The 18,790-nt window shown below is 59.0% G+C and carries 19 protein-coding genes; 9 read left to right on the forward strand and 10 right to left on the reverse strand.

From position 1 onward, the window contains the following. Positions 1–106: 106 nt before the first annotated feature. Together ACR0DX_RS00645 and ACR0DX_RS00650 are read left to right on the forward strand one after the other, a co-directional pair. Positions 107–967 (forward strand): helix-turn-helix domain-containing protein, encoded by an 861-nt coding sequence (locus ACR0DX_RS00645; RefSeq protein WP_170724249.1) that lies wholly within the window; start codon positions 107–109, stop codon positions 965–967. A gap of 71 nt (positions 968–1,038) precedes the next feature. Then, the gene (locus ACR0DX_RS00650) at positions 1,039–1,221 is read left to right on the forward strand and encodes a hypothetical protein (protein WP_170354385.1); all 183 of its coding nucleotides are present in this window, start codon (positions 1,039–1,041) and stop codon (positions 1,219–1,221) included. Here the strand turns inward: ACR0DX_RS00650 and ACR0DX_RS00655 are convergent. The 3 genes from ACR0DX_RS00655 to bcoG form a co-directional block, all read right to left on the reverse strand. Next, positions 1,218–1,979: an SDR family oxidoreductase gene (locus tag ACR0DX_RS00655; protein ID WP_170354386.1), complete on the reverse strand. Its 762-nt coding sequence runs from the start codon at positions 1,977–1,979 to the stop codon at positions 1,218–1,220. The two genes, ACR0DX_RS00650 and ACR0DX_RS00655, sit on opposite strands and share 4 nt — an antisense overlap. Then, positions 1,976–3,439, reverse strand: a complete 1,464-nt coding sequence (locus ACR0DX_RS00660) for a carnitine 3-dehydrogenase (RefSeq protein ID WP_480844862.1) — start codon at positions 3,437–3,439, stop codon at positions 1,976–1,978. The genes ACR0DX_RS00655 and ACR0DX_RS00660 overlap by 4 nt, the downstream gene beginning before the upstream one ends. Before the next feature lie 65 nt (positions 3,440–3,504). After that, positions 3,505–4,419: a 3-dehydrocarnitine:acetyl-CoA trimethylamine transferase BcoG gene (bcoG, locus tag ACR0DX_RS00665; RefSeq protein ID WP_170354388.1), complete on the reverse strand. Its 915-nt coding sequence runs from the start codon at positions 4,417–4,419 to the stop codon at positions 3,505–3,507. A 131-nt stretch (positions 4,420–4,550) separates the two neighbouring features. Between bcoG and ACR0DX_RS00670 the strand changes: the two genes are divergently transcribed. Next, a complete protein-coding gene (locus ACR0DX_RS00670) occupies positions 4,551–5,537 on the forward strand; it encodes a GlxA family transcriptional regulator (RefSeq protein ID WP_480844864.1) in 987 nt (328 codons plus the stop codon). A gap of 92 nt (positions 5,538–5,629) precedes the next feature. Here the strand turns inward: ACR0DX_RS00670 and ACR0DX_RS00675 are convergent, their stop codons facing one another. The 3 genes from ACR0DX_RS00675 to ACR0DX_RS00685 are packed head-to-tail and all read right to left on the reverse strand — an operon-like array spanning position 5,630 to position 8,638. Continuing rightward, the gene (locus ACR0DX_RS00675; RefSeq protein ID WP_170354390.1) at positions 5,630–6,676 is read right to left on the reverse strand and encodes an aldo/keto reductase; all 1,047 of its coding nucleotides are present in this window, start codon (positions 6,674–6,676) and stop codon (positions 5,630–5,632) included. A 32-nt stretch (positions 6,677–6,708) separates the two neighbouring features. After that, positions 6,709–7,167: a DNA polymerase III subunit chi gene (locus ACR0DX_RS00680; protein WP_170354391.1), complete on the reverse strand. Its 459-nt coding sequence runs from the start codon at positions 7,165–7,167 to the stop codon at positions 6,709–6,711. 4 nt (positions 7,168–7,171) lie between these two features. Next, complete coding sequence (locus tag ACR0DX_RS00685; protein ID WP_170354392.1) at positions 7,172–8,638, reverse strand: leucyl aminopeptidase; 1,467 nt, start codon at positions 8,636–8,638, stop codon at positions 7,172–7,174. A 240-nt stretch (positions 8,639–8,878) separates the two neighbouring features. On the opposite strand from ACR0DX_RS00685, the gene lptG reads away from it, so the two are divergent. From lptG to rsmA, 5 genes are all read left to right on the forward strand, one after another. After that, entirely contained in the window at positions 8,879–9,979 is a 1,101-nt protein-coding gene (gene lptG / locus ACR0DX_RS00690) for an LPS export ABC transporter permease LptG (protein WP_170724247.1), read from the forward strand. Beyond that, a complete protein-coding gene (locus ACR0DX_RS00695; RefSeq protein WP_170354394.1) occupies positions 9,979–12,141 on the forward strand; it encodes an LPS assembly protein LptD in 2,163 nt (720 codons plus the stop codon). The genes lptG and ACR0DX_RS00695 overlap by 1 nt, the downstream gene beginning before the upstream one ends. Then, positions 12,132–13,382 carry a peptidylprolyl isomerase gene (locus tag ACR0DX_RS00700; protein ID WP_170354395.1) on the forward strand — a complete coding sequence of 417 codons (1,251 nt, stop codon included), beginning with the start codon at positions 12,132–12,134 and terminating at the stop codon, positions 13,380–13,382. The genes ACR0DX_RS00695 and ACR0DX_RS00700 overlap by 10 nt, the downstream gene beginning before the upstream one ends. After that, positions 13,379–14,344, forward strand: coding sequence for a 4-hydroxythreonine-4-phosphate dehydrogenase PdxA (gene pdxA / locus ACR0DX_RS00705; RefSeq protein WP_170354396.1), 966 nt, complete (start codon positions 13,379–13,381; stop codon positions 14,342–14,344). Before ACR0DX_RS00700 ends, pdxA begins: the two co-directional genes overlap by 4 nt. A gap of 81 nt (positions 14,345–14,425) precedes the next feature. Continuing rightward, positions 14,426–15,268 (forward strand): 16S rRNA (adenine(1518)-N(6)/adenine(1519)-N(6))-dimethyltransferase RsmA, encoded by an 843-nt coding sequence (gene rsmA / locus ACR0DX_RS00710; RefSeq protein ID WP_170354397.1) that lies wholly within the window; start codon positions 14,426–14,428, stop codon positions 15,266–15,268. A 56-nt stretch (positions 15,269–15,324) separates the two neighbouring features. Here the strand turns inward: rsmA and ACR0DX_RS00715 are convergent, their stop codons facing one another. The 3 genes from ACR0DX_RS00715 to prfA form a co-directional block, all read right to left on the reverse strand. Next, the gene (locus ACR0DX_RS00715; RefSeq protein WP_170354398.1) at positions 15,325–15,894 is read right to left on the reverse strand and encodes a DUF4167 domain-containing protein; all 570 of its coding nucleotides are present in this window, start codon (positions 15,892–15,894) and stop codon (positions 15,325–15,327) included. Positions 15,895–16,132: 238 nt separating this feature from the next. After that, positions 16,133–16,978 (reverse strand): peptide chain release factor N(5)-glutamine methyltransferase, encoded by an 846-nt coding sequence (gene prmC, locus ACR0DX_RS00720; RefSeq protein WP_480844869.1) that lies wholly within the window; start codon positions 16,976–16,978, stop codon positions 16,133–16,135. Continuing rightward, positions 16,975–18,030: a peptide chain release factor 1 gene (gene prfA, locus ACR0DX_RS00725; RefSeq protein WP_170354400.1), complete on the reverse strand. Its 1,056-nt coding sequence runs from the start codon at positions 18,028–18,030 to the stop codon at positions 16,975–16,977. Before prfA ends, prmC begins: the two co-directional genes overlap by 4 nt. A gap of 63 nt (positions 18,031–18,093) precedes the next feature. Here prfA and ACR0DX_RS00730 point away from each other — a divergent pair, with 63 nt between their 5' ends. Continuing rightward, positions 18,094–18,381: a hypothetical protein gene (locus tag ACR0DX_RS00730; RefSeq protein WP_170354401.1), complete on the forward strand. Its 288-nt coding sequence runs from the start codon at positions 18,094–18,096 to the stop codon at positions 18,379–18,381. Here the strand turns inward: ACR0DX_RS00730 and ACR0DX_RS00735 are convergent. Then, on the reverse strand, positions 18,322–18,726 hold the full coding sequence (locus tag ACR0DX_RS00735) for a DUF1499 domain-containing protein (RefSeq protein ID WP_170724246.1): 405 nt from the start codon (positions 18,724–18,726) through the stop codon (positions 18,322–18,324). The two genes, ACR0DX_RS00730 and ACR0DX_RS00735, sit on opposite strands and share 60 nt — an antisense overlap. Positions 18,727–18,790: the final 64 nt, after the last annotated feature.

The following is an 18,790-nucleotide window of genomic DNA, read 5'->3' on the forward strand; positions in this document are numbered from 1 at the left end:
TCCGTCACCCATATTTTTGTTATGGCTCAAGAATTACGGATCACGCAGGTGGTGAACATTCTGAATGTGATTAACAAAATTCATCATTTGTGATAAAACCAAACACATGTCCGAAAATATCGACAAACGAGACCGTGCCGCACAATTCCGCCTCCGCCTTGCCCGCGCGATGGAGGAGCGGCACGTTAGCCAAAGTGCTCTGGCACGAAACATCGGCGTGGATCGCTCGACCGTGTCGCAACTTCTGACCGGCGATGGAGCTCGGTTGCCGAATGCACATGTGGTGGGTGGTTGCGCGTCAGCGCTTGGGGTTTCGGCGGATTGGCTCCTGTCGCTCTCGGACCGACCCGAAAGCGCGGCCGAACTTTTGGCGGGTGCGTTAACCGTGACCGAAGCCGCCCGCGCGTTGGTGGATGAGCGGATTTTCGAATGGCACCAAGAGGCCGCCGGGTACAAAATCCGTTACGTTCCAGCGACTTTGCCGGATATGTTAAAGACTCGCGCCGTTCTGGAATGGGAGTATGCACCACATCTGGGGCGGACGGCAGATCAGGCCATTGGCGCATCTGAAGACCGGTTGACCTGGATGCGCCGGGCGCAATCGGACTACGAAATTGCCATGCCCTTGTTTGAAATCGAAAGCTTCGCATGCGCATCCGGGTACTACCGAGGGCTGGATCTGCAAACACGTCAGGATCAGATCGACCATCTACTTGCTCTGTGCGACCAACTCTATCCCCGCCTGCGCATCTATCTGTTTGATGCAAAAAGGCTTTATTCGGCACCAGTCACGATCTTTGGCCCCTTGCTCTGCGTGTTCTATGCGGGCAGCCACTATATGGCGTTCCGCGACCGCGACCGGATCGAAACGTTCACCCGCCATTTTGACACTCTGGTCCGCGAGGCCGACGTCACTGCGCGCGATTTTCCCGGCCATCTGCGCGCATTACGTGACAGTATGCGTTGAACTCAATCCTGTGCTAACGTCGCTGGGCGCGAACCCTTTCGCATTCCGATTATGAACGGAGGAGCACAGGAATGGACGCAATGCAAACCGCCCAATACGCACGGGCCTTATATTCCGCCCACGGAGACAGAGCCGAGGCTGAAGCCGCGCAGAAGATGCGCGAATGCGAGGCTGCCGGGAATATGCAACAGGCACAGGATTGGCAGGCGGTCCGTCAGACCATCCGCCAGATTCGTGGTCCCAATCAGGGCTAAATCTTGGGGTCGGGGTTGACGGTATGCCCGTCCACCGCGATCACTTGCCCAGAAACCAGCCGCGCCGCGTCTGACGCCAGAAACACTGCCATATCGGCAATGTCGCGCCCCTCGACAAACCGCCCCATCGAGGTGCCTGCGGCATAGCCGTTATACACCTGATCGCGGGTCATGCCTTTGGCGTTGGCCTCGCGGGCCAGAACGCCCTCCATCCGGGGGCCTTCGACCGCGCCGGGGCAGATCGTGTTGCAACGCACGCCGTGGGTGCCAAGCTCCATCGCCAGCGTTTTGGCCAGCCCGATGACACCCCATTTCGCCGCCGCATAGGGCGCGCGATTGGGATATCCGTATTGCCCGGCCGTAGACGAGGTGATGATGATCGCCCCACTGCCCTGACGCTTGAGGATCGGTGCCGCGTATTTCGCGCATAAAAACGCCCCCTCAAGGTTGACCGCCAGACAGGCACGCCATTCGTCAAGCGCCACATCCTCGACCAACGCCGTCGGCCCGGCGATCCCTGCATTGGCGCAGAGCGTATCCAGCCCACCCCATTGCGCCGCAATCTCGGCGAACAGGGCGGCAACCGAGGGCTCATCCGCCACATCCACCTGCGACCGTTTCCAATGGCTCGGGCACGCGGCCAACGCCTCAGCATCCAGATCGACCACCCAGACCTGCGCGCCAACGGCGTCGAATGCCTCGGCCATGGCCCGACCGACGCCCGAGGCTCCGGCCGTGATCAGAACCCGCGCGCTCATGCAGGTTTACGGATCGCCGCCCCCGCGCCCTCGGGATAAGGTAACCCGGCCTGCGCCTCGGCAATTCGGGCCATGGCCGCCTCGATCTGCGCTGACGGAGCACTTGGACGGCGGGTGTCCAGACTGACATGCAGCAGAAAGCTTTCACCCGTGGCCAGCAGCTTGTCGCCCTCGTACATGCTGTGGAAAACGTGCAGCTTCTTGCCCTGCCCCAGCAGCATCTGCGTGCGCACCTGTAACTTTGCGCCTGCATGCACCTCATCCACATAGCGGATGTGGTTCTCAGCGGTGAAGTAGCTGCCGCCCAAGGCGATATAGTCCGCATCACAACCGATGATCTCCATGAACCGGTCGGTGGCAGCGGCAAAGGCCTCCAGATAGCGCGCCTCATTCATGTGGCCGTTATAGTCCGTCCAATCCAGCGGCACCGCGCGCGACAAGGTCAGGATCGGTTGGCTCAGATCGGCCTCCTCCATCGTCGGCAGAGCACCTGGTTTCAGCAGCGCGTCATGCTGGTTTAGCACCGCCCCTGCGCCATAGTTTTGCGCCTTGAGCGCGCGCATCATGCCCACGAGGTTATTGTCGCGGATGCGCTCCAGTTCACGGATGGAATGCATCCCCGATTGCGCATCCGACTGATCGGCGATCATATCGACCAGTTCATCAGTGAACTCCGGTACGTCCATCAGCTTGGTCCAGGGCCATTTCAAAGCCGGCCCGAACTGAGCCATAAAGTGCCGCATTCCGGCCTCGCCACCCGCCACGCGGTAGGTCTCGAACAGACCCATCTGCGCCCAGCGGATGCCGAACCCCATACGGATCGCCTCATCCACCTCTTCGGTGGTGGCAATGCCGTCCTTGACCAGCCACAGCGCCTCGCGCCAAACCGCTTCAAGGAACCGGTCAGCGATATGCGCGTCGATTTCTTTTTTGATGTGCAGAGGGAAGAACCCCACCGATTTCAGGAGCCCCTGCGCGCGCTCGACCATCTCAGACGGGTTCTTGTCCGTCGGTACAAGTTCGATCAGTGGCAGCAAGTACACCGGGTTGAACGGATGCGTCACAACGATCTGTTGGGGCCGTAACGCACCCTCCTGCAATTCCGAAGGTTTGAACCCACTGGTCGACGAGCCAATGATCGCGCCCGGATCACACGCCTCCTGCAACCCCTTGTAAACCTTCAACTTAAGATCCAACCGCTCGGGCACACTTTCCTGAATCCACTCCGCGCCCTGCACGGCCTCAACCATATCTTCATGAAAACTCAGAGAACCCTCGGGTGGCAACGGAACATCACTCAGCCCCGGCAGCGAACGCCGCGCATTGTCCAGAACCTCCCCAATCTTGCGCTCAGCTTCAGGATCAGGGTCAAAAACCCGAACATCCCACCCGTTCAGCAAAAACCGCGCGGCCCATCCGCCGCCGATCACACCACCACCAATGATTGCCGCTGTTTTCAAGTCGATCCGCCTCTTCATCTGGCTAAAAATACCTCGGGGGTTTGGGGGCTGGCCCCCAATCACTCTTACTTCGCCACCGGCGCGCGCTTGGTCAAACCGAGCTTCTCGCGTACCTCAGCAGGCCCAATGACCTTAGCGCCCATATTTTCAATGATGGTCCCCGCACGCTCGACCAACTGCCAGTTCTCGGCCAGAACACCCTTGTCCAGCCACAGATTGTCCTCCAGCCCCACGCGCACGTTGCCGCCCGCCAACACCGAGGCCGCCACATAAGCCATCTGGTTCCGCCCCAGCGAAAACGCGCTGAACGTCCAGTCGTCGGGCACATTGTTCACCATGGCCATGAACGTATTCAGATCATCCGGCGCGCCCCACGGCACGCCCATACACAGCTGAACCAGAGCGTTCGGCTCCAGAATTCCCTCTTTCACCAACTGTTTGGCGAACCACAGATGACCGGTGTCAAAAGCCTCAATCTCGGGCTTCACACCCATATCCGTCATCATCTGCCCCATCGCCCGCAGTGCACCTGGGGTGTTGGTCATTACGTAATCCGCCTCGGCAAAGTTCATGGTGCCGCAATCCAGCGTGCAAATCTCGGGCAGACACTCCGCAATATGCGCCACGCGCTCTGACGCACCGATCATGTCGGTGCCCTCGGCCACGGGAAACGGGCTCTCGACGCCGCCGAACACGATATCCCCGCCCATCCCGGCGGTCAGGTTCAGCACCACATCGACATCCGCGTCGCGAATTCGGTCTGTCACCTCGCGATACAGATCCAGCCGGCGGCTTGGCGCACCCGTTTCGGGGTCTCGCACATGGCAATGCACCACTGCCGCCCCGGCCTTGGCCGCTGCAATTGCACTATCGGCAATCTGCTGCGGCGAGCGCGGCACATGCGGGCTGCGATCCTGCGTTCCGCCCGAGCCGGTCACGGCACAGGTGATAAAGACCTCGCGGTTCATTTCCAAAGGCATGGCGTTCTCCCCAGCTTATACCCGGTTTTGCCCTGAGTTTTCCCCAGACTTCTCCCCGGTAATCGATTTGCGTTGCCTGCGACTCTGGCGCAGCCTTTAGGAAACACTTGCCAGAATGCGAATCGAACTTGATGAAATCCGCAAAAAACATACTGCAGCCCGAACATCGTGCCCTGAAAACGGCGGTGCTGGTGCTGGACGACTGCAACACGCTCAGCTTTGCATCCGCCGTTGATCCGATGCGCGCGGCCAATCGTCTGGCGGATCGTCCCGCGTTTGACTGGGACTATGTGACCGCCACACCTGAGCCCGCGATGCTGACAAGCGCCCTGACCGTGCCGGGCATTCCGCTGGCCCGCTTGCAGGGCTGCGACCTGATGATCGTGGTTGCCGGGTTCCAACTGGCGCGACACGCCACCCCCAGCCTGCTGGCAGGTCTCCGCCGGATCGCAAACACTGGCGCCACAATGGCCGGCATCGACGGAGGACCCTGGCTACTGGCCGAAGCTGGCCTTCTGGACGGCCACGCAGCTACAACCCATTGGGAAGACTTGGACAATTTCGCAGCCAGTTTCCCCGAGGTCGACGTGCGCCCCGACCGCTTCACCGTCTCTCAAAACCGCCTAACCTCAGGCGGCGCGATCCCGGCGGTCGAAATGATGCTGCACATCATCGCTGCGCGCCACGGCGCAGGCTTTGCCGCGCGCGTGTCCGGCCTGTTCCTCTATGACGGAGCCCCCGACCCCGCCAAACCGCAAAGCCGCACCGGCGCGCCGCACCGTCACACGACCCTTACGGCCAAGGCAAACAGCCTGATGCAATCCGCGCTGGATGACCCGCTGCCGTTGGCCAATATCGCCGAGACATTAGGCACCAGCCCCCGCACCCTACAGCAACAATTCCGCCTGCGCCTGAACACCACACCGCAGGACCACTACCTGCAGCTGCGCCTGGCCGAGGCCCGCCGTCTGGTCACCGACACAGACATGTCGTTGATGGATGTGGCGCTGGCTACTGGCTTTGGATCACAATCCAGCTTTGCCCGCGCCTTTCGCACCGCCCACGGCCTTTCTGCCCGCGATCTCAGGCAAGAGCGCGCGCACCCCACCCATCACTGACCGGATCCCCTTCATCTGGCCAAAAATATCTCGGGGGAGTCGCCCGGAACGGGCGGCGGGGGCAGAGCCCCCTATCCACCTCCGGAAAGATTTTAGAACGGCATGGGATGTGCCCGATGCGCATCGCCAATCTCGCGCATCACCTCTTTGGAAAGTTTCGACTCTTTCCCGTCAAGAATATGGGCGAGTTGCTCGACTGTTGTCGCTCCGAATATGGCCGTCATCACAAATGGGCGCGTACGGCACCAGGCCAATGCCATATGCACCGGGTCCAATCCATGTCTCTCTGCGATGTCCAGATAGGCATTCACCGCCGTGAAAACCCGATCACAATGTCGACCGCCCATATCGGGCACAAAGGACATGCGCGAGCCCTCAGGAACTGCGCCCTCTTGATACTTGCCCGTCAGGAACCCTGCCGCCAGAGGCGAAAACGCCATCAATCCAACGTCTTCATGCGCGCTCAATTCGGCCATGTCAGTGTCGAAATGCCGACACAGCAATGAATACTCGTTCTGAACCGATGCCACCCGCGGCCCACCGCCTGCCTCGGCCTGACGCAGCCACTGCGCGGTGCCCCATGCACTTTCGTTCGACAGACCAAAAGCGCGAATATTGCCCTTATCAACTTGCGCCTGCAGCGCCTCGAGGCATTCCGACATATTGTCCAACACATCGGCCGTGTTCTTGCCGGACGGAGCGTAGTTCCAGTTCTGGCGGAACATATAGCTGCCCCGGTTCGGCCAGTGGAACTGGTAGAGGTCGATGTAATCGGTCTGCAATCGTCGCAGCGAATTCTCGATGGCTTCGGGGATCGTCTGACCGGTGATCGGCGCGCCGTTTCGGACATGGACCATGCCGGCGCCCGAATGCTTGGTCGCCAGAACATAACTCTCACGACGCGCAGCATTGGCTGCGTTCCAGTTGCCAAGGTATTCTTCGGTGCGTCCGATGGTTTCCTTGGCGATGGGGTTGACCGGATACATTTCGGCCGCATCGACAAAATTGATCCCAGCATCCAGCGCCATATCCATCTGGCGATGAGCGTCCGCCTCGGATGTCTGCGATCCAAAAGTCATTGTTCCGAGGCACAGGTCGGTCACCATAACGCCTGTTCGGCCCAAGGGCTTCATTTCCATGTATCGATCTCCTGAAAACTAGCGCAAAAGGCTTAAGCCTCGGCTTTCTTTTCCCAACGGCCCGCTTCCTCGGACCAGTATTGCGCTGAACACCCCGCGCCGGTCAGGGCCTTCCACTGCCCGCGCGCATGCTGAACGGCCTGTTCGTCATTGCCGTCGAACAGTATACAGACCCGTTCCAGAGCGTTCACTTCGTCCGGCCCTACCTGCGCACCGTCCACCGCCATTACGCAGGCCGGGTCATTGGACACATCCGGTCCGGTCGTCAGCAAAATGGGCTGCGCCGCATCGTGCGGCCCACCGGCAAGCCCATGCGGCAGGAACCCGTCATCCGGCCCCAGCCACAGTTTTTCATCCAGCCAGTCCATCCGTGCGGGATCTGTTCCCCGCACGACGATCTTCCACCCGGCCTGCCGGGCCTTGTCCAGCAAAACTGGCAGCGTGTATTCCAGCGGCTGCCGGGTCAGGTGGTAGAAATAGACAGCACCCATCCGATTACTCGAAATTGTCCTGCACAAAACGGCTCAACGCGCGCACGCCCCAGCCAGTCGCACCCTTCGGAGCATAGGACGTCTCGGACGCCACCGAGGCAACACCGGCAATATCCAGGTGAATCCACGGGGTTTCCTCTTTCACGAAACGCTGAAGGAACTGCGCAGCGGTGATCGAGCCCGCAGGCCGCCCGCCTACGTTCTTCATATCAGCGATGCGAGACTTCAGCTGCTTGTCATATGCCGCGCCCAAGGGCATCCGCCACGCGCCTTCGTCCTCGGCTTTGGCCGATTTCAAGAAGGCATCGCAGAACGTGTCATTGTTCGAGAAGACGCCTGCATTCTCATGCCCCAGACCGATGATGATCGCGCCGGTCAGGGTCGCCAGATCAACCATGCCTACAGGGCTGAACCGCTCCTGCGCGTACCACATCACGTCGCACAGAACCAAACGACCCTCGGCATCTGTGTTGATGATCTCGACCGTATCGCCCTTCATCGACGTGACCACATCGCCGGGACGCGTGGCATTGCCCGAGGGCATATTCTCGACCAGCCCCACCAGCCCGACCACATTGGCCTTGGCCTTGCGCTTGGCCAGCGCGCGCATGGTGCCAGCGACGACACCCGCGCCGCCCATATCCATGGTCATGTCTTCCATGCCACCCGCAGGCTTCAACGAAATTCCGCCGGTATCGAACACAACGCCCTTGCCGACCAGCGCCAGCGGGGCATCGCCCTTGTCGCCACCGTTCCATTGCATCACCACAACCTTCGACGGGCTGACCGAGCCCTGACCGACGCTCAGTAATGTGCGCATTCCCAGCTCTTCCAGTTTGTCTTCTTCCAGAACCTCAACCTCGAGGCCCAGATCCTTCATCTCGGCCAAGCGGTCAGCGAATTCTGTTGTTGTCAGGATATTGGCGGGCTCATTCGTCAGATCACGCGTCATCCGCACGCCGTCGGCAATAGCATAGAGCGGCACAAAGGCGGCTTCGACCTCGTCAGATTTCTGATGCGCAATAGTGACCGTCGCGGCTGGATCAGAGTCTTTGGTCTTGTGCGCGTCGAACTCATAACTGCGCAGAGCGATACCCATGGCCAGATCCTCGGAGCGGGTCTGGTTGGCCGCCATCACCAGCAGCGCCTTGCCACCGGCCAGTTTCGCAAGCGCGACACCAGCCTTGCGGGCCTCGGCCACATCCGGGCGGCGCGGCAGGATCAGAATATCCAGCGCCTCGGCCGCCATGCCACCGGGCCATGCCAACGTGATCACCTCGCCCGATTTCACCTTTTCGAACTGTTCGCTTTCGACCAGCCGCGCGACAGCACCGCGGGTCAGGCGATTGGCCCGGCGCGCGGCAGGACCCATCTTGCCGTCGTCAGAAACGATGATCGCGACTCGGCCCTCGGCTTGCGCCATCATGTCCACGTCAAAAGTCTGAAACTGGATCGGGATTAGACTGCTCATTGGGAACTCCTGAAAATCTGTGACCCAAGACCTAGCCCGCCCCGATCAACTTGACCAGATAGCAGTTTTCCCCGCACTTCAATTGCAGTACAGTCCAGAAAAAATTCCGGCAGGTTCGGGGGAGAACAAAGTGGCAAGACAGGGCAGGCATATGCCGTCGCGGCAAGGCGCGAACGGTTGTGATTCTGACCTGAGGGCTAGTTGTTTTTTCGCGTTAGCAGGAATGGCGAGGGTTCTGCCGTGATCCTCGATCGATACTTTGCCCGCCGCTTCTTGCAGAACTTTATGGTGATCGGCGGCATTTTCCTGACGTTGCTGATTCTGATCGACCTGATCGAACAGGCCCGCCGGTTCGACGACGAAAACCTTTCATTCGGGCGCTTGCTGCATCTGACCTTGCTGAACACACCAGCTGCGATCAGCGAAATGCTGCCCTTGCTGGTTATCCTCGCTACGATCGCTCTGTTCGTTGGGCTGGCGCGCAGTTCTGAACTGGTCGTTACCCGCGCGATTGGTCGCTCAGGCATGCGGTCTTTATTAGCTCCAGTCGCACTGGCCCTATTGATCGGAGCCATGGCCGTAGCTCTGCTGAACCCGATCTCCGCGGCGACATCCGAGGAATACAATCGCCTGTCCGACTCTTACCGCAACAACGGCACGTCAGCGTTTTCGATCAGCAGCGAGGGCTTGTGGCTACGCCAGGGATCACAGAACGGTCAGTCCGTAATTCACGCCAAAGGTACGTCCAACGGTGAAACACTGAAGCTAAATAACGTGACGATCATCACTTTCTCACAGGAAGGAACCCCGACCCAGCAAGTCTCGGCCGACAATGCCGAGCTGAGGCCGGGCAAATGGGTATTGGACAATGCCAAGGTCTGGTCCCTCGAGGAAGACACAAACCCCGAGAGTAACTCGGTCGTTCACGAACGACTCGAGGTTCCGACGTCGCTTACGCGGCAGCGCATTCTCGACACATTGGGGCAGCAGGGATCCGTTTCGGTTTATGATCTGCCCGAGCTGATCCGGGATCTGCGCGAGGCCGGGTTTTCAACCAAGCAATATGAAGTCTGGTTGCAAGTGCAACTGGCGCGGCCCTTCTTTCTGGTTTCGATGGTTCTTATCGGCGCGGCCTTCACCATGCGCCATGTAAGATTCGGCGGCACGGGAATTGCGGTTCTGTCTGCAGTTCTTCTGGGATTCGCGATTTATTTCGTGCGCAACTTTGCCCAAATTTTAGGGGAAAACGGTCAATTGCCTATTATCGTCGCGGCCTGGGCTCCGCCTTTCGCTGCTATACTGTTGTCGCTTGGTCTCTTGCTTCACGCGGAGGACGGCTGATGCGGTTGCTTCCCAGCCTTCTGTTGTCGGCAGCCATCGCGATCACCTTGCCCGCGACGATCTACGCACAATCCCCAACAGGTGTGAACGCGCCTACGGACGCCACGCAGGAAGAGCAGCCAGCCTTGCTGGTTGCGGACAGGATTTTCATCACGCCCGAACGGGTTCTGGTCGCCGAAGGTAATGTCGAGGCATTTCAGGGCGATGCAAAAATTACCGCTGAACGGGTCACATATGACCGGGACACCGGGCAACTCACCCTAGATGGCCCCGTGCGCATTGATCAGGGCGGCTCTACCACGATTCTGGCGGATTCGGCTGAACTGGACGACGGTATTCAGAACGGCTTGCTTATCGGTGCGCGGATGGTGTTTGACCAACAGGTCCAAGTCGCATCGGTTCAAGCTACGCGCGCAGGTGGCAGATACACACAGTTCAGCAAGGTATCGGCCACGTCATGTCATGTTTGTTCTGATGGCCGACCGCCTTTATGGCAAATCAGGGCCCGCAAGGTCACCCACGATCAGCTTGAACGACAACTGTATTTCGAAGGCGCACAATTCCGAATTCTGGACCTGCCGGTCTTCTATTTCCCTTATTTGCGTCTGCCTGACCCCACTCTGGACCGGGCGACTGGTTTCCTGGTGCCTTCGATTCGCACAACGTCGCAGTTGGGCACGGGGGTTCAGGTTCCATATTTCTTCAAGCTGGGAGACCACAAAGACCTGACATTGACACCCTATCTGTCCTCAAAAACTCGGACGCTGGGGTATCGATATCGTCAGGCGTTCAAGCGTGGGCGACTTCGCTTGTTGGGCGCACACACCCGTGACGATCTTCAGCCCGGAGAGGATCGCGGTTACTTCTTCGCAGATGGCTTTTTCAATCTGAATGACGGCTATCGGTTCACGTTCAACATTAAAACCACGTCCGATGACGCCTACCTGGCCGATTATGGCCTGCCCGATTTCGACCGCCTGCGCAGCGAAGTTGCGCTGGAGCGGATAAAACGCGACACCGCCTTCCGCACCAGCTTTATCCACTACAAAACCTTGCGCGACAGCGAAGATCAGGACGAAATTCCATCTCGTGTATTCGATCTGTACTATCAGAAACGCCACTTTCCGACGTCGATCGGCGGCGAAACACGGCTGAGTTTCATTACACACGCCCATGAACGCACAAGTGACGAGGATGTCGTTGGTCGCGATGTGGCCCGAGCAACCTTTGACGCGGAATGGCTGCGCAGTTGGATCTTCACCTCGGGTCTGCGTGCGGACGCACGGTTCGGGGCCTCGATTGACACGTTCAACATCCGCCACGACAGCAATTTCCCTGATCAAGAAACCCGCACCACCCCCCGGGCGGCGTTGACCCTGCGCTATCCCATGGCACGGCGCGAGCAATCTGGGGCTACGCAGGTGCTGGAGCCAATTGCTCAGATCGGTTGGACGCAAGTCTCGACCAATGATGTGCCAATCGACGAAAGTACGTTTCAGGAATTCGATCAGGGCAACTTGCTGTCGCTGTCCCGATTTCCAGCCCCGGATCGACGCGAAGATGGGGCAACCGGCGTCATTGGTGTCAACTGGGCGCGCTACGGAGCGAACGGACGCCGGGCTTTGGCCACAGTCGGGCAAGTGTTTCGCGCAGATCCCGACCCTGAGTTCAATCTGACATCGGGTCTACAGGGAACATCGTCGGATCTGCTGCTTGCAGGTCAATTGCAAACCGCAAATGGGTGGTCACTTGCAGGCCGCGGCTTGCTGAACGGAGATTTCAGTTTTGCCAAAGCCGAAATGCGCGCGGCCTGGCAGCAAAAAACCGTTAGGTTGTCGGGCAGCTATATCTGGCAGGAGCCAGACCCAGACGAGAACGTGGACGATGAAATATCCGAAATTCGATTGGATGGACGCTATAGGGTCGACCAGAACTGGCTAACCCAAGCCGTCGCCCGTTACGATCTGAGCGAGTCTGAACCCATTCGGTATGGCTTGGGTGTTACGTACCAGAATGAGTGCGTGCAGGTTAACATGACCGTCAGCAGACGTTTTACTTCGTCATCTAGTATTGAGCCTTCCACTGAATTCGGCTTTACGGTAGCCCTGACGGGATACTCCGTTGAAGGTGGTGGCCAAGAGTTCAAGAGAAGATGCAGTTGATTTCAGGTTTCTCCAATCTCATCCGATCCGCTGTGATCAGGCCAATCGCATATGTTGCGGTCGTATCGTTGTGTCTGAGCGTGTCGCCGGGCCTGGCCCAGAGCCTGTTTTCCCCAGCCATCAAAGTTAATCAGGATATCGTCACATGGTACGAACTTGAGCAGCGCCAGCAGTTTTTGACCGTTCTTGGCGCGCCCGGAGCGTCGGACGCCGAGGTTCGCCAAGCCCTGATCGACGATCGTCTGCGCAAACAAGCCATGAGCGCAGCTGGGATATCTGCCAGCCCCGAGGCCGTTCAGCTGGGCATTGACGAATTTGCTGCCCGCGGTCGCTTGTCGACGGATGAGTTCCTTCAGCTTCTGTCCGAGGCAGGTGTTTCGCGCGAGACCGTCCGCGATTTTGTGGCCGACCAACTGTCGTGGCGCGACTTTATCAGCGCGAGATTCCTGTCGCAGGCGCGCCCATCAGAAGACGAGGTCAACCGCGCTCTTGGTCAATCGGGCAGTGGCGGGCTGCAAGTTCTGCTGTCCGAAGTTATCATTCCCGTAAATCAGCAAACGGTTGCACAGGTCGAATTGTTGGCTGAAGAGATCGCGCTTCTGGAAGGATTCGATGCGTTCTCGGCAGCTGCGACGCAGTATTCGGCGGCGGGTACCCGGACTAACGGGGGGCGGTTGGACTGGCTGAACCTAACCGACCTGCCACCCGCTCTGCAACCGGTCATCATTGGTCTGAAGAATGGCGAAATAACGCAACCCATTTCTTTGCCAAACGCAGTCGCTCTGTTTCAGCTTCGGGGCCTACGCGAACTTGCGTCGGGTACTCCGACCTATTCAAAAATCGACTACGCGATCTACAACCTTCCCGGTGGCCGCAGCGCGGATACATTGGCCCGTGCTGCCGATCTGCGCGAAGAGGTTGATAATTGCGATGATCTCTATGGCCTTGCAAAAGACCAACCCGAAAACGTTCTGCAACGGATTGAAGCCAGCCCGTCGGAAATCCCTCGCGATGTCGCACTTGAATTATCGAAACTGGACTTGAACGAGGTCTCGACCGCGCTGACCGGCAACAATGGCCAGACGCTGAAATTCCTAATGCTGTGCACACGTACTCTGGACCGGGGCGAGGAAACTTCGCGCGCGGATGTCGCCAATGCTCTGACCCAGCAACGTCTGACTGCCTTTGCCGAAAGCCTACTCGAGCAATTGCGTGCGGACGCAACGATCATCGAGCAATGATAGCCCCAATCGCGCTGAGTTGTGGCGATCCCGCAGGCATAGGCCCAGAGATCGCCGCAAAAGCCTGGGCAGAGCTACGCGGAACGTGCCCCTTTGTCTACATTGGAGATGCCAACCATCTTCCTGCCGGTATGCCCATTCAGAGGATCACAGATTTTTCTGAGGCGACCGCGATCTGCGCTGAGGCCCTGCCTGTGCTGCACCTTGATTTTCCGTCTGCCAACACACCAGGCCAACCCGTTGCGGCCAACGCGCCCAGCGTCATCGACGCGATCGAACTCGGCGTATCTATGGTTCAGTCCGGTCGAGCCTCAGCGCTTTGTACGGCACCGATCCATAAAAAGGCCCTGATGGAAGGCGCGGACTTTGCTTACCCCGGACATACCGAGTTTCTTGCAGCCCTCGCAGGACAGCAACGTGTCGTGATGATGCTGGCCAGCGACCAACTTAGAGTGGTGCCTGCCACGATCCACATTCCTCTGTCCCGCGTTCCTGCCGCTCTGACACCAGATCTTTTGCGCGAAACGATCGAGATCACAGCACAAGGTTTGCGTACACAATTCGGCATTTCAAAACCTCGCATCAGTGTGGCTGGCTTGAATCCACATGCAGGCGAAGGCGGCAAAATGGGACATGAGGAGCTTGACTGGATCGCGCCGCTGATCCAAGCCTTGCCGCAAGATGACTATACGGTCACCGGCCCGCATCCTGCAGACACGATGTTTCACGCAGCGGCCCGCGCCAGGTACGACGCAGCAGTTGCGATGTATCATGATCAGGCGCTTATCCCGATCAAGACCCTCGATTTCGACATGGGTGTGAATGTCACGCTGGGATTGCCGTTCATACGCACCTCGCCGGATCACGGCACGGCGCTGGATATTGCCGGAAAAGGCATTGCCAACCCATCCAGCATGATCGAAGCCCTTAAACTGGCCCAACGCATGGCAAAAAGCGCTTGATCCTTCACCTGGCTAAAAATATCCCCGCCAAAGGCAAAAAAACTGGCGCTTTACCTCAGCCCGCGCCACGGTAATCGGATCATGAGCGCAATCGACACACTCCCCCCCCTGCGCGAGGTCATCGCGGCGCACCAGCTTTCGGCCCGCAAGTCGTTGGGGCAGAACTTCCTGCTGGATCTCAACCTGACGGCAAAAATCGCGCGGCAGGCCGGTGATCTCAGCGCCTGTGACGTTCTCGAAATCGGCCCCGGCCCCGGCGGTTTGACCCGTGGGCTTTTATCAGAGGGCGCGCGCAAGGTTGTGGCGGTCGAAAAAGACACGCGCTGTATCGCAGCTTTGAACGAGATTGCTGCCGCCTACCCCGGTCGACTGGAAATCATCAATGGTGATGCGCTGGAAATCGACCCCATGGCGCATCTCACCCCGCCGATTCGAGTTGCAGCCAACTTGCCGTACAACGTCGGTACCGAACTGCTGGTCCGCTGGCTGACCCCTCCTGAGTGGCCGCCATTCTGGCAAAGCCTGACTCTGATGTTTCAGCGCGAAGTGGCCGAGCGTATTGTTGCCCGACCCGGCAGCAAGGCGTATGGCCGATTGGCCATCCTGGCGCAATGGCGGGCGGATGCGCGTATCGCCATGTCTTTACCGCCTGGGGCTTTCACCCCGCCGCCGAAAGTATCAAGCGCCGTTGTCCATCTGACCGCCTTGCCCGAACCTCGGCATCCCGCGGATGCTGCAACCCTGTCGCGTGTCGTCGCCGCCGCATTCAACCAACGCCGCAAGATGCTGCGCGCTTCATTGAAAGGGGTCGCTTCCGATATCGAAGACCGCCTATTGGCCGCCGGCATTCAACCAACCGAGCGGGCAGAACAAGTCCCACTAGAAGCCTTCTGCGCACTGGCGCGCCAAATCCGCGCGGGCTGAAAACAAAAAAGCCCCGGTCACTTGACCAGGGCTTTCCATTCCATATTCAACGTGGCCTACTCGGCCGCCTCAGGTGCATCACCCTTGTCGGCAGTAGCCTCTTCAGCGGCAGGTGCTGGTTTGGGCTTGCGGGCACGCGGTTTGCGGGCAGGCTTTTCTTTCTTTTCGGGAACATCAGACCCCTTGGCCTCGGGCGTTTCCACCAAACCGGATTCCGGGGCCGCTTCGGCGTTGAAATCCATGACGTCTGGTTGCGGTGCTTCGGCCGGATCGGCCTGGCGGGCCGCTTCACGTTCCTGACGCTCCGCGCGTTCTCGGTCGCGTTCGGCCTGCCGTTCGCGGTTCTGGCGTTCCTGTTCTTCCCGACGTGCCTCCATTTCACGCTGCGCTTCGCTCAGCAAACGCAGGTAATGTTCGGCGTGTTGCTGAAAGTTCTCAGCAGCCACACGGTCGTTGGACAGCTGCGCGTCGCGGGCAAGCTGGTTGTACTTGTCAATGATCTGCTGGGGCGTGCCGCGCACTTTGCCTTCCGGCCCCGAGCTGTCAAAAACCCGGTTTACAACGTTGCCGCCAGAAGGACGATTGCGGTTATTCTTGGCCCGCGAGCGGGATTTGGAAGATCTCATCTACTTTCGTCAGCCTTGTCATTCACTGTCGATCACGTCGCATCTTGCATTGCTCAAAGGCTTTAGCCGGAACGCGATGTCGACTTTTTTGGGCTTGGCGTCAGGGGTGCGCTGCAATAGCGTCAACCTCTCCGACTAATCCTGAGTAAACATGTCCTGCGCGTTCAGACAAGGGCTTTATCCCAAAATTCGCAGCTTTTTTACATCAATCGGCGCTTTTCAGCCTCAGTATGTGCCGTCACCCAGGCATTCTGGCCAAGACAACACGGTCACGGCCATCCAAATCGGGAATAATCCGCGTCTCTGCCAGCCCAGCCGCCTGAAATAGCGCGGCAACCGCGTGACCTTGCGTCGGGCCGATTTCCACCAGCACCCGACCGCTGGGGACCAGATAATCCGGGACATCGGCAGCAATGCGACGATAGGCTCCTAACCCGTCCCCTTCATCCGTCAGCGCCATACGAGGCTCGTGCTCGCGGACTTCCGGTGACAAGTCATTCATTTCTGACAGCGAAACGTAGGGCGGATTTGAGACGATAAGGTCAAATTGCCCCTCTATGCTCTCAAACCAATCTGATTGCTGTATCTCGGCTCGGGCTTGGACCTGATGTTGAACCGCATTGGCGCTCGCCTGCAGGCAGGCGGCCTCGCTTAGATCAACACCAACACCCGAAGCACTTGCGCGTTCGGCCAACAGCGTGATCAGAATACAGCCCGAACCCGTTCCAAGATCCAACAGATGATCAAACGGTGCGCTCAACGCGGCCTCGATCAGAATCTCGGTTTCAGGGCGCGGATCCAGAACATCGCGACTTACGCGAAACCTGCGGCCATAAAACTCACGTTCGCCTAAAAGGTGCGACACCGGAACGCGAATGGCGCGCAACGAAACAAGCTGATCATAGCGTTCAGAGACCTCGTGCGACAGTTCTTCCGGCGCAATCAGGGTGACCCGGCTGGCTTCGATTCGGGCAGCGTGGGCCAGCAGGACGCGCGCATCACGTGCCGGATCATCGACCCCTGCAGCCCGCAGGCGAGACGTGGCTGCCACCATCGCCTGAGCCGCTGTTTGCAGACCGTTCATAGGGCCATCTCGGCCAGCAGGCGCGCCTGATCATCGGCGGTCAGCGCGTCGATCACCTCATCCAGATCGCCCTGCATCACCTGATCCAACTTATACAGGGTCAGGTTGATGCGGTGATCGGTCATACGGCCCTGCGGGAAATTATACGTCCTGATTCGCTCGGAACGATCACCCGAACCGACCTGACTGGCGCGATCCGCCGAACGTTCGCTGTCGATCCTCTGCCTTTCCAGGTCATAGAGACGCGTTTTCAGAACCTGCATCGCAATCTCTCGGTTGCGGTGCTGCGATTTCTCGGAACTGGTCACAACCAGCCCTGTCGGCAAGTGAGTGATCCGCACCGCCGAGTCGGTGGTGTTCACGTGCTGTCCCCCCGCGCCCGAGCTGCGCATTGTGTCGATCCGAATGTCATTCGCGTCGATCTGAATATCGACATCTTCGGCCTCGGGCAAAACTGCGACCGTCGCAGCCGATGTATGAATCCGCCCACCGCTTTCGGTTTCGGGCACGCGCTGCACCCGGTGGACGCCGGATTCGTATTTCATGCGGGCAAAGACATTGTCACCCTTGATATGGGCCACGACTTCCTTGACCCCACCGAGGTCCGAAGCCTGCTCCTCGATAATCTCGAACCGCCAGCCACGCGCCTCAGCGTAGCGCTGATACATGCGCAGCAGATCGCCTGCGAATAGCGCGGCTTCATCCCCGCCTGTGCCGGGGCGGATTTCCAACATCGCGGGGCGCGCGTCTGCTGCATCTTTAGGCAAAAGCGCCAGTTGCAGCGCATGTTCGGCCTGTGGGATACGGGCTTGTAGATCGGGGATTTCCTCTTCGGCCAGTTCCTTCATGTCGGGATCAGCCAGCATCGCCTGAGCCTCAGTTAGATCGGCGCGCAGTTGCCGCCAAGCCATGATCTGGTCGACCACAGGCTTGAGGTCGGAATATTCTTTGGCCAGAGCCGCAATATCCCCACCCGAAGCACCATCTGACATGGCCGCTTCGAGATACTGGAATCGCTGGGTTATCTGCTCAAGGCGTTCTTCGGGGATCATCCCGGCGGTGTCCCCTAATCTGCGGCTTTGGTCAAGGGCCGAGCTTGTGCTAAGATAGCCGGCATGAAGGGGTTGGTTTTCGTTTTATCGCTGTTTGCGGTGCCTGCCATGGCGGACTACGTCGGGCCGGACGGAAAGGTGCGCGACTGTTATTGCACAGACAAATCCGGCGCGCGCGTGGATCTGGGCCAGATGATCTGCCTTCAAGTCGATGGCCGCATGTTCATGGCGCAGTGCCAGATGTCACTAAACGTCCCGATGTGGCGCGAGGTTTCGGAAGGGTGTTTGTCCTCAGAGCTGGAGCGCAGCAAGCCACCCATCAACACGGTCTCGGTTTACCCCAAAATCTGAACGCCCAAAGCGCAGACGGGCATGGAAACGCAGAACGTCGCCGTCCTGCTGAACCGTTGTGTAGTCGGGAAAGCCGATTACTTGGGTACGGGTGACATAGGTGATCATTCCATCTTCGACAGATCCGGCCAGAACGGTGGTGCGCGGTGTGGCTTGTGCTAGCACGTCCAGTTTTGCGAGGCCGTCTGGCCCAGTTTCGACCATACGGATGACCCCACCTTGCATGTCCTCATCCGTAGTACCAGCAACCGCCAAATGCCAGCGCGCAGGGTCCGAGGGCGCAAGTCGGATGTAGAGCCCAAGTGCAATCACCGCCCCTACGATCAGCCAAAGAACCATCTTCATCATTTATCCCTTTGCTTTGAGGGCAAACTAACGGCACGCGCCCCATCTGCAAGGTTTGACACCC

It is taken from the genome of Ruegeria sp. D3 (genome assembly GCF_056534465.1).